Raw genomic sequence first — 11,550 nt, 5'->3', positions numbered from 1 at the left:
GAAAGGCGCATTATTGACTCTATACTCCAAAGGGCGCCTTTTTGTTTTTAGATTAGATTCACCATAAATAAAAAGCCAGTGATGAAAGTCACTGGCTTTTTTGTTGATGCTTTTAAGAGATTATTTTTGGAACTGATATACACTGCCAAGCTTTAAAATTTGTGTTAACTCATCTAATGCAGTACGTGATTCGATAATCAATTGCGGGTCTGCCAAGTCGCTTACTGTGAGTTGGTCGCGGTAATGTTTATCTACCCAGGTGTTTAAACGGGTAAATAGAGCGTTATTCATTAAGGTGTTTTGATTCACCGCTTCCACTTCTTGCTCGTTCATTGCGACGCGTAAACGTAAACAAGCTGGTCCACCACCATTTTGCATACTTTGTTTTACATCGTAGTAGCGCACTTGCTTAATCGGTGTACCTAAGGTGACGAGTTCATTTAAGTAAGCAAATACTGCAGGGTTTTCTTGGCAATTAGTTGGGGCGATAATGGCCATTTCACCAGAAGGTAAAGTAATAATCTGTGTATTAAACAAGTAGCTACGAACAGCATCATCAATTGATACTTGTTCTGTTGACACTTTAACAAAATGCATCTCGGTATTCATTTTACGACGAATTTCATCAAATTTTGCGGCGGTATTTAAAAAGGCTTGCTCATGGTAAAACAGCACATTTTGGTTACCGACAGAAATCACGTCATTATGGAATACACCTTGATCGATAACATCAGGGTTTTGCTGCATAAACACACAACTTTCATCTTCAAGCTGATGTAAACGTGCCACCGCTTGTGAGGCTTCTAATGTTTGGCGTGCCGGATACTTTGTTGGTTTTACTGCGCTTGGGTTGGTGGCTTGTTGGCCATAAACAAATAACTCAACCCCAGCGTGTCCATATTCGCTGCACAATCGCGTATGGTTTGCAGCGCCTTCATCACCAAAGCTTGTGTGTTCAGGGAGATGTTGATGATGTCTAAAGTGGCGATCGTTATTAAATGTGGCTTGTAGAATATTGCCTGTGGTGACGGGTTCGATACTGCGGTGCAACTTATCGACTAAATTGGCCGGAGTAAAATGTACTTTTCCGTCACGGGTGTCGGCACTGGGTGAAACAGTGGCTGCATTTGCGGTCCACATACTTGATGCGCTGCAACAAGCATTAAGCAATGCAGGAGCTTGTTGAGCCGCTTTTTGTAAAACTTCAGCATCTGACCCTGAAAAACCAATTCGACGTAATGTGTATAGGTCAGGGCGCTCCTGAGGGGCTAATACGCCTTGCACCATACCTAAATCTGCTAATGACTTGGCTTTTTGCAAACCTTGTTTAGCTGCTGCTTTAGGGTTTGAGGTAAGCGCCGCATTGTTTAACGAGGCGACATTACCAAACGATAGTCCAGCATAGTTATGGGTTGGTCCAACCAAGCCATCAAAGTTTGCTTCAAAATGCTTCATTCGTGATCCTTGAGAAATTTTGTGAATAATTATTATTGTAGTTACACTTTTTTGTGTTACTTATAAAAAAGGAAACGTGATTACTCATGTCAGTTAACGCTAATTTAACGTCAGTATACTGAAGCTATAAGGGTTAACAAGGTGTGCTAAATTCACATAAACACGCTTAAATGACTAAAAATGCACTGAAGATGCTCCGAAGTATCATTAAGTGAAAAATTACGTTTAAAAAACGCATATTATTTTTTACATTTTTTATTATTGTTTAAAAAATGACTTAACAACCTATATAAAAGAGGGATTAACTTGAAACTATTGTCTCAACCCTCTATATATGGAACCAATTTTCTATATTCTGAGACTTTTTGGCGCAAATAAAACTATGGGTAAATCGCTAGTTATTGTCGAATCGCCGGCCAAAGCCAAGACAATTAATAAATATCTTGGTAAAGATTTCATCGTGAAGTCGAGTGTAGGTCACATCCGTGACTTACCGACTTCGTCTACTTCTGACGGTACAACCGCGACTAAAACCGCGGCTGAAGTCAGAAAAATGTCACCTGAAGAAAAAGCTAAATACAAGCTAATCAGAGACAAACAAGCACTTGTGGCGCGCATGGGCGTCAACCCAGATAAAGGTTGGGCTGCTAAGTACCAAATTTTACCTGGCAAAGAGAAAGTCGTTAAAGAACTCAAAACCTTAGCTGAGTCAGCTGACCAAATCTATCTCGCAACGGATTTGGACCGTGAAGGGGAAGCCATTGCCTGGCATTTACAGGAAATCATTGGTGGCGACGCTTCGCGGTATCAACGTGTGGTATTTAACGAAATTACCAAAACAGCCATTCAAGATGCCTTTAGCAAACCGTCGGTACTTGATACCAACATGGTTAATGCTCAACAAGCGCGCCGCTTTTTAGACCGCGTCGTTGGCTTTATGGTGTCGCCATTATTATGGAAAAAGGTGGCCCGTGGATTATCTGCCGGTCGTGTACAATCGGTTGCTGTACGCTTAGTGGTTGAGCGTGAAAGTGAAATTAAGGCATTTGTTCCTGAAGAGTTTTGGGATATTCATGCCGATTTAAATACCACTAAAGCGCAAAGTTTAAAAATGCAGGTGATGAAATATCAATCTGCAGCATTTGAACCGATTAATGAAGCGCAAGCTCAAGTTGCAGTTGATGCGCTACGTAATGAAACGTTTGTGGTTTCAGCTCGTGAAGACAAAGCAACGTCAAGCAAACCTTCAGCCCCCTTTATTACCTCTACACTGCAACAAGCGGCGAGTACGCGTCTGAGTTTTGGTGTGAAGAAAACAATGATGATGGCGCAACGTTTGTATGAAGCCGGGCATATTACTTATATGCGTACCGACTCAACAAACTTAAGCCAAGAAGCGGTCGAAAATGTCCGTGAAATGATTGGCTCTGAGTTTGGTGCTAAGTATTTGCCTGCCGATCCTATTCGTTATGGCAGCAAAGAAGGCGCACAAGAGGCTCACGAAGCGATTAGACCGTCAAACGTTGCAGTGCAGTCTGCATCACTGACCGATATGGAACGTGACGCTCAGCGTTTGTATGAGCTTATTTGGCGTCAGTTTGTTGCTTGTCAAATGACACCAGCACAATACGATGCGACGCGATTAACGGTTACCGCAGGTGATTATGAGTTAAAAGCCAGTGGCCGTACGTTACGTTTTGATGGTTGGACTCGTGTGCAACCACCAATGGGTAAGAAAAACGATGATGATAACACCTTGCCAGTGGTTGAGAAGGGCGACAAGCTAACACTTGATAAGTTACTGCCAAAGCAGCACTTTACCAAGCCGCCAGCACGTTACAGCGAAGCATCATTAGTTAAAGAACTTGAAAAACGTGGCATTGGTCGTCCATCGACTTATGCAACGATTATTTCGACCATTCAAGACCGTGGCTATGTGAAAGTGGATAACCGCCGTTTCTTCGCCGAGAAAATGGGCGAGATTGTTAGCGAACGTTTAGTTGACAGCTTTAAAGATTTAATGAGTTACGATTTTACCGCCAGCATGGAGCAAACATTAGATGATGTTGCTCAAGGTAAGTTGGATTGGAAAAAAGTACTCGACGGTTTTTACGGTGACTTTACCAAACAACTGTTGTTGGCTGAGTTAGACCCAAGTGAGGGCGGTATGCGCCCGAATGAGATGGTGTTAACAGAAGACATTAAATGCCCAACATGTGGTCGTCCAATGGGGATCCGTACCGGCTCTACTGGGGTATTCTTAGGCTGTTCAGGTTATGCATTGCCGCCTAAAGAGCGTTGTAAAACCACGCTTAACTTAACCCCTGGTGAAGAAGCGGTTAGCGATAACGAAGATGGTGAAACAGAAGCATTACGCGCTAAACATCGTTGTGGCAAGTGTGGCACAGCAATGGACAGTTACCTCATTGATGAGTCTCGTAAACTGCATGTGTGTGGCAATAACCCATCATGTGACGGTTATGAAGTCGAAGCTGGCCAGTTCAAAATTAAAGGTTATGAAGGCCCTATCATTGAGTGCGATCGTTGCGGCAATGATATGGAACTTAAAAATGGCCGTTTTGGTAAATATTTTGGTTGCACTAATAGCGAGTGTAAAAACACCCGTAAACTGTTGAAAAACGGTGAAGCTGCACCTCCAAAAGAAGATCCTATTTACCTGCCAGAATTAAAATGTACTAAGTCAGATGCCCATTTTGTGTTAAGAGATGGTGCAGCAGGTATATTTTTAGCGGCAAGTACTTTCCCTAAATCACGCGAAACACGTGCGCCTTTAGTGGAAGAACTGGTTAAGTATCGCGAACTGTTATGGCCTAAGTACGCTTACCTTGCAGATGCACCTGTTGAAGATGATGACGGTAACAAAGCCGCTGTTAAATTCAGCCGTAAAACTAAAGAGCAATACGTTGCGACTGAAGTTGACGGCAAAGCAACGGGTTGGTCTTCTAAGTTTGTTAACGGCAAATGGGTGAGTGAAACGACCAAGAAAAAAGCTAAGAAGTAATTTTTACTTCAATCAAAATAGCGTTACCTGCGGGTAGCGCTTTTTTATGCCTGCTATTTAATAAATAAATTAACTAACAGTGAATAATCGGAATATGGCGCCAATCAGTGGTGTACTGTGGCGTTAAAAAATCGCGATGCATTGCCCATTTTTGTTGTGCTCCTTGCGCACCTAAAAATAGGGTGTCGCTGCCATAACGGTGATTGATGTTATCGAGCACCTGCATCAATTGTGGCTTCGCTTTGCTAGCATTAAATAAGTCTAGTTGTTGATGCTGGCTACTGACTAAGTCAAGTAAGCCGACGCCCACTTTGTAATAATGAACACCGGGACGATACAGCTGTTGGATTACTGCTGATGCAGCATGGGTCATTTCGGCGCTACAGTGCGTGGCACAGGTAAAGTTAACATTCACTTTAAAACTTTGCGGGTAATTATCATGAGGTGAGTTATGGGCGAATAACATCATTACCTTGCATAATGATTGCTGTTTTCTGGCTTTGGCAGCCGCGATAGAGATATGCATGCACAACGCCTGGTGCAAGCTGTCGATATCGGTAATTCGTTCACCGACGCTGCGGGTTGAAAATATTTGTTGTTTGTCGGCTTTGGCTTCATCCCATTGTTTACATACCACGCCATTAAGTTCACGAATGGTACGCTCTATTTCAATGCTAAATTGCTTACGCATCATAGTCGGAGAGGTGTTTGCTAGCTCCCAGGCGGTATTGATGTTCATTAGGGTTAACTTGGCAGCGGTTTTACGGCCAATTCCCCAGACATCGCTTACAGACAGCGAGGCTAGTGTTGCTTGGCGCACGACGTCATTATCGATAACGCAAACCCCACCCGATGATGCTGATAATTTAGCGGCTTTGTTGGCCACTTTTGCGAGGGTTAATGTTGGCCCTATACCCACACACACCGGCAGCCGAGTATATTGCCAAACGGTTTGCCTAATGAGTCTTGCATGAGTGGCCAAGCAGGGAATCGCTTGTTGGCAATGTTTAAAAGATAAAAAGGACTCATCAATACTATAAATATGTTGCTCTGGGGCAAAACGGCCAATCACTTGCATCATCTTGGCGGATAGGTCTGCGTACAACTCATAATTGCTGGATAGCACGACGACTTGATGTTGGCGACAAAGGTTGGCAATTTGAAAATAAGGCTTAAATTTGGGCACCCCTAATTCAATTGCGAGACGATTTGCGGCCACCACACAACCATCATTATTGGACAATACAATCACCGGACGATGACGCCATTCAGGCCTAAATACCTGTTCTGCACTACAATAGTACGAGGTTGCATCGACTAGCGCGAACATAAGTTAATTGCCTCATCATGGCATCGTATTGAATAAACTACACAGCCTTCGATACTAAAATCATCATATTGATTAATCACAACATCGGGGTAAGCATCGTTTGAGGAGAGCAATAATCGCCGCTTAAGGTCGATCATTTTACACACGAATTCGCCATTAAGATTGGCGACAATCACTTGACCATTTTTAATAGAGCAACTGCGGTCAACAATGACTAAGTCACCATCAAAAATACCAATGCCTGTCATCGAATCACCCTGAACTTTACCAATAAACGTTGCACTTGGGTGCGTAATCAGTAGCTCATCTAGGCTTAATGGTCTTTGTTGGTATTCTGCCGCAGGCGACTCAAAACCGCTAATGCCGCCAGCTATGTATATCGGGATCACTTTCATATCTGCACCAAGCCATCACATAATTGCATTGTGTAAACAATAACACTGTATAAATAGACAGTATTTTAGCAGTGAAACAGAAATGATCAAATAATGATTGCGAAAGATTGTTGTGAAGGGCGATGAATGCGAACAGAGGGTACAAAAAAGCCTCTTAACGAGGCTAATTAGATGACAAACAGATGGAGGTGAACGCCATTACCATTTCTTTTTAGGCTGAAACAGCATGTCGATATCATCACCTTCTTTTTTCGGTGCTGGCGTACTTGGTTCTGTACGACGTTGCGCGCCCATAATTTCATCGAGTAATTGCTTTGCTTCATCAACTTTACGTGCAATAAATGGGTCGTTTGGGGTTTGCGCTTTAATGGTGTGTAAGGTGTTTAATGCTTTAGTCACCATTTGTTTACTCGAGCCATATTGTTTCATAAAGCAGGCTGCACGAGCACGGCTTATCATCGACTCAACGTTAATTCGTAGTTGCAAATTGTCGATGCGCATTTCTTCTTCGGCAAACACTGTAGGGTCAACTTTTCCTTTATTATGCTCAGCGCGCAATATCGCTTTCAGCTTTTTAAGCGTTTTGACTAATTCAAGGATTTGTCTGTCGTTATCGGGCAAGCGAAAGTTTTCGACGGCAGGAACTTGGCTTGGTGAATTTGACACTGTGGTGACTTGTGCTTTGATATCACCGAGGCGACGTTCATAGTCTGATTTTAATTGACCACTAGCATGGGTTAGTGATTGTTCCAGTGCGTCTTGAATGCGGCGGTAAAGCACTAACATAATATGGCTGGAGCATGGTGCCATACCTGTGTTGGACAGCACTGCATCGGTTTCGTCAATAATGGCACGTTGACGAGATACTTCAATACGGCGTTCAGCTTCAGCACGCTCTTTTTGTTGTTGGACAATACTAAAACCAATGATGAGTAATAGCAGTGCACCAATAAGAATTAATACTACAATTAAGGACATAAAGGTTCCATTTTATCGAGGGACTATTGATCTTTGCAGGTTAAATTTTGTTCGAGTCAAAAACGTGTTAATCGAGGCGAATGGATTGATGCCTAGTCATCTAAGCAAAATTCATTCAACAAAGAGTAAAACGTTTTTAGCCGAACCCTTCGGGTCGCGTTTGTTGGCCATTTTTACTGCGTTATCGACTTTTTATGTAGAATAACTACACCTCGAAGTCTCTGCCGCGCAGTTGTAAATGTGAATAATGGTCAACAATTCGCTGCAAAAACAACCTTGAAAGATCAACAGGCCCTAGCATTTAGCAGGGTAAAAGCAGCCAAAATAGTTGGCTCAAAAGTACTTTATATCTTAGCGTATGTTATTGCGGCTGTCGTTGAATAATAAGTCGTTTTGGTGATAATTCATTAAACAGATCAATTAAACCTTTTATCTAATATCGATATCGCATTTTTGCACGGCTTTTTACTTGCTCGTTATTACTGTTTATATTATATTTCACATTAAGTATAACGTTTCGTCATAGTTGAACAGTGGTTCTGCTTTGGTGAGCCCCGAACGATTGAATACTATTCCAATATTGTGTGAATAGCTAAAGGTCAATCAAGGATAAAACCATGAAACTGCAGCAGCTAAGATATATTGCAGAAGTCGTTAAACATAATCTTAATGTATCTACGACCGCTGAAAACCTTTATACCTCACAACCAGGTATAAGTAAGCAAGTACGTATGCTGGAAGATGAGTTAGGTATCCAAATATTTGGTCGAAGTGGCAAACATTTAACCCATGTGACACCTGCAGGCCAGCAAGTTATTGATATAGCAAATGACATATTAAGCAAAGTCGACAGTATTAAAAAAGTATCTGAAGAGTACACCAAGCCAAATCAAGGTGAGCTGAATATTGCGACCACAGATACACAAGCACGTTATGCATTGCCGCAAATCATTCGTGAATTTATTAAGCGTTATCCCAAAGTCAATTTACATATGCATCAGGGCACGCCGTCACAGATCAGCGAGCAAGCAGCCAGAGGAGATGCGGACTTTGCGATTGCAACAGAAGCGATGCATCTGTATACCGATTTAATTATGCTGCCTTGTTATCACTGGAATCGCTCTATTGTGGTTAAGCGCGATCACCCGCTTGCAAGCAGAACGACAATCAGCATCGAAGATTTAGCTGAACACCCGTTAGTGACCTATGTATTTGGTTTTGACAAAGCCTCAGAAATTGAAAAGTCATTTAATCGTGCGAACCTAGACCCTAGAGTGGTGTTTAGTGCGACTAGTGCAGATGTGCTTAAAACCTATGTCAGACTCGGGCTTGGGGTTGGGGTGATAGCTTCTATGGCGATTGATCCCGCAGTAGACAACGATTTAGTTGCGATTGATGCCAGTCATTTATTTGCTCACAGTACCACTAAGATTGGTTTTAGACGGGGCAGTTTTTTACGGGGTTACATGTATGACTTTATGCTGCATTTTGCGCCTCATTTAACCCGTGATGTAGTCGAAAAGGCGGTCGCACTGCGTGACCAACAATTGATTGACGAGATGTTTGCCGATATCACTTTGCCAGTACGTTAATCCTGACGTAATAAAAAACCTCGCCGCGGCGAGGTTTTTTTATGTTTGAGTCGTGCAGGTTAATTAAAGTTAGTCAGGCGCAAAGCCTGAAGGACCAATTAACTCACCATCTAAAAACGCGTTACCGTCAGTCATTGTTAATCGACCTAAGCTGAACCACTTTACCACTAATGGGTATATAGCGTGTTCTTGCTCGTGTACACGTTCTGCTAATACAGAAGCATCTTCACCAGGGTAAACAGGCACTTTAGCCTGTAATATCACAGGGCCTGAGTCTAACTCTGGGATCACAAAATGCACACTGGCACCGTGTTCACTATCTCCAGCATCTATGGCGCGCTGATGGGTATTTAATCCGGTATACTTTGGTAATAATGATGGATGGATATTGATCATCTTACCAATAAAACGGCTGACAAACTCATCAGTTAAAATACGCATAAATCCAGCGAGTACAATTAAATCTGGCTGGTATTTGTCGATCGCCGCCAACAAACGAGCATCGTATTCGCTACGTGACTCGTTTTTGTAAGCAATAACGCAGCTGGTATCAATTTCACTATGGTGAGCGCGAATTAAACCATAAGCATCCGGTTTGTTGCTGATCACTCCGACAACATCAGCGTTTACGTTATCATCACAGCCATCAATAATGGCTTGAAGATTACTGCCAGCGCCAGAAATCAGCACAACAACACGACAGCTTTGGCTCATTAGATGATCTCCACTTGCTCTTCGTCATCTTGACGAGTCGCAATTTCACCAATTAACCATGCGTTTTCACCTTCAGCTTTAAGCAGTGCTAATGCCGCATCAACTTTGTCTGCGGGCAGCGCGATAACCATGCCAACACCACAGTTAAAGGTTAGGTACATTTCATGTTGAGCGATGTTACCGTTTTGCATTAACCAGTCAAATACCACAGGCCATTTCCAAGAATCACCTTTGACGACAGCTTTGCAATTGTCTGGTAATACGCGAGGGATGTTTTCCCAGAAGCCACCGCCAGTGATGTGAGCCATTGCATGGATTTCTGATTGTTCAATCAGTTTTAATAATGGCTTAACATAAATTTTTGTTGGCTCAAGTAAGTGGTCAATTAATGGCTTACCCGCAAGATCTTGTTTAGGATCTGCTTGGCTAACTTCTAACACTTTACGAATTAACGAGTAACCGTTTGAGTGAGGACCACTTGAACCTAACGCAATTAGCGCATCGCCAGCGTTAACTTTAGTGCCATCGATAATGTCTGCTTTTTCAGCAACACCTACACAAAAGCCTGCAAGATCGTAATCTTCGCCTTCGTACATGCCAGGCATTTCAGCCGTTTCACCACCAATTAATGCACAACCAGACTGGAAACAACCTTCAGCAATACCATTAACTACAGAGGTCGCTGTTTCAACGTCAAGTTTGCCAGTGGCATAGTAGTCAAGGAAGAACAATGGTTCAGCACCAGATACGATTAAGTCATTAACGCACATAGCAACTAAATCAACACCAACGGTGTCGTGCTTTTTGTAATCAATGGCTAAACGTAATTTAGTACCAACGCCATCAGTACCAGAAACTAATACAGGATGTTTGTATTTAGTCGGTAATTCGCAAAGTGCGCCAAAACCGCCTAAATTGCCCATAACTTCTGGACGGCGAGTGCGTTTTACCGCAGATTTAATGTTGCTTACTAACGCATTACCTGCATCGATATCAACGCCGGCGTCTTTGTAACTTAGGGGGGTAGGAGTGCTCACGGAGGATCCTCTAGGGTACATCGTTTTAGGAATTTTATGCGGCAGTATTCTACCAGTTTGTCTCATCAGTCGAAAGCCATGTTTTTACTTTATCCTTAAAAGAAAACGATGAATTGCCTATTTTTTATTGGTTTAGCTCACGATTTACTGCAATTTTGAAACTTTATGTTTTATAGATGAGGTAAATCGACTAACATTTGTCAAATTTGCCTGAAAAGTCGGAAATCTAGGAGAAAGAAATGAAAGTCGTTGAAGTTAAGCATCCACTGGTTCGTCATAAAGTCGGTTTGATGCGTGAAGCGGATATCAGCACCAAACGATTTCGTGAATTGGCCACAGAAGTGGGCAGTTTATTAACCTATGAAGCAACAGCTGATTTTGAAACTGAAACCGTAACCATTGATGGTTGGAATGGTCCAGTCAGTATTGAGCAATTAAAAGGTAAAAAAGTCACAGTAGTGCCTATTCTACGTGCGGGCTTAGGCATGATGGACGGTGTATTAGAGCATATCCCTAGTGCGCGTATTTCAGTTGTAGGTATTTACCGTGACGAAGAAACGCTTCAACCTGTGCCTTACTTTGAAAAAATCGTCAGTAATGTAGAAGAGCGTATCGCATTAGTGGTTGACCCTATGCTCGCCACTGGCGGCTCAATGATTGCGACTATCGATTTGTTGAAAAAGCGCGGTTGTACTTCAATTAAAGCATTAGTGCTTGTCGCTGCACCAGAAGGGATTAAAGCATTAGAAGAAGCGCACCCTGATATTGAGCTTTACACAGCAGCAATCGATGAATGCCTTAACGAACAAGGTTATATTTTACCGGGTTTAGGTGATGCGGGTGATAAGATATTTGGTACTAAATAGCACCATTATGATGCCGTAAAAAATGGGAGCCAGTTGGCTTAATGCCGCTCGCTTAACAGTGAGCGGCTCTTTTCTTATGGGGGTAGCGTGGTGCTTTATATAGCACTTGTCTTGGAAATGGTTTCCGCTTTCTTTTTTTCGGTAGGATTAATCGCTTTCCG

The 11,550-nt window shown here is 42.5% G+C and carries 9 protein-coding genes; 3 read left to right on the top strand and 6 right to left on the bottom strand.

What is annotated here, in order from left to right:
• Window positions 1–120 precede the first annotated feature (120 nt).
• Window positions 121–1,455, bottom strand: coding sequence for an N-succinylarginine dihydrolase (gene astB / locus IEY48_RS11590; RefSeq protein ID WP_188920461.1), 1,335 nt, complete (start codon window positions 1,453–1,455; stop codon window positions 121–123).
• Between the two features lie 382 nt (window positions 1,456–1,837).
• On the opposite strand from astB, the gene topA reads away from it, so the two are divergent.
• Window positions 1,838–4,477 carry a type I DNA topoisomerase gene (gene topA / locus IEY48_RS11585; protein WP_188920459.1) on the top strand — a complete coding sequence of 880 codons (2,640 nt, stop codon included), beginning with the start codon at window positions 1,838–1,840 and terminating at the stop codon, window positions 4,475–4,477.
• Between the two features lie 73 nt (window positions 4,478–4,550).
• Here topA and IEY48_RS11580 read toward each other — a convergent pair whose 3' ends face one another.
• The 3 genes from IEY48_RS11580 to IEY48_RS11570 all read right to left on the bottom strand — a co-directional run bounded on the left by IEY48_RS11580 (window position 4,551) and on the right by IEY48_RS11570 (window position 7,180).
• Complete coding sequence (locus tag IEY48_RS11580; protein WP_188920457.1) at window positions 4,551–5,807, bottom strand: Y-family DNA polymerase; 1,257 nt, start codon at window positions 5,805–5,807, stop codon at window positions 4,551–4,553.
• Window positions 5,795–6,202, bottom strand: a complete 408-nt coding sequence (locus IEY48_RS11575) for a LexA family protein (protein WP_188920456.1) — start codon at window positions 6,200–6,202, stop codon at window positions 5,795–5,797. The genes IEY48_RS11580 and IEY48_RS11575 overlap by 13 nt, the downstream gene beginning before the upstream one ends.
• A 198-nt stretch (window positions 6,203–6,400) precedes the next feature.
• A complete protein-coding gene (locus IEY48_RS11570; RefSeq protein WP_188920454.1) occupies window positions 6,401–7,180 on the bottom strand; it encodes a hypothetical protein in 780 nt (259 codons plus the stop codon).
• A gap of 617 nt (window positions 7,181–7,797) precedes the next feature.
• Between IEY48_RS11570 and cysB the strand changes: the two genes are divergently transcribed.
• Window positions 7,798–8,772 (top strand): HTH-type transcriptional regulator CysB, encoded by a 975-nt coding sequence (cysB, locus tag IEY48_RS11565; protein ID WP_188920452.1) that lies wholly within the window; start codon window positions 7,798–7,800, stop codon window positions 8,770–8,772.
• 69 nt (window positions 8,773–8,841) lie between these two features.
• Here cysB and purN read toward each other — a convergent pair whose 3' ends face one another.
• Window positions 8,842–9,486, bottom strand: coding sequence for a phosphoribosylglycinamide formyltransferase (purN, locus tag IEY48_RS11560; protein WP_188920450.1), 645 nt, complete (start codon window positions 9,484–9,486; stop codon window positions 8,842–8,844).
• On the bottom strand, window positions 9,486–10,523 hold the full coding sequence (gene purM / locus IEY48_RS11555; protein ID WP_188920448.1) for a phosphoribosylformylglycinamidine cyclo-ligase: 1,038 nt from the start codon (window positions 10,521–10,523) through the stop codon (window positions 9,486–9,488). The genes purN and purM overlap by 1 nt, the downstream gene beginning before the upstream one ends.
• Window positions 10,524–10,762: 239 nt before the next feature.
• Here purM and upp point away from each other — a divergent pair, with 239 nt between their 5' ends.
• Window positions 10,763–11,389: a uracil phosphoribosyltransferase gene (upp, locus tag IEY48_RS11550; RefSeq protein WP_188920446.1), complete on the top strand. Its 627-nt coding sequence runs from the start codon at window positions 10,763–10,765 to the stop codon at window positions 11,387–11,389.
• Window positions 11,390–11,550 lie beyond the last annotated feature (161 nt).

The sequence above is a fragment of the Shewanella saliphila genome (genome assembly GCF_014648295.1).
Lineage (GTDB): Bacteria > Pseudomonadota > Gammaproteobacteria > Enterobacterales > Shewanellaceae > Shewanella > Shewanella saliphila.
The sequence above is the reverse complement of the archived record's forward strand: the minus strand, read 5'-3'. Positions and strand labels throughout refer to the sequence as shown.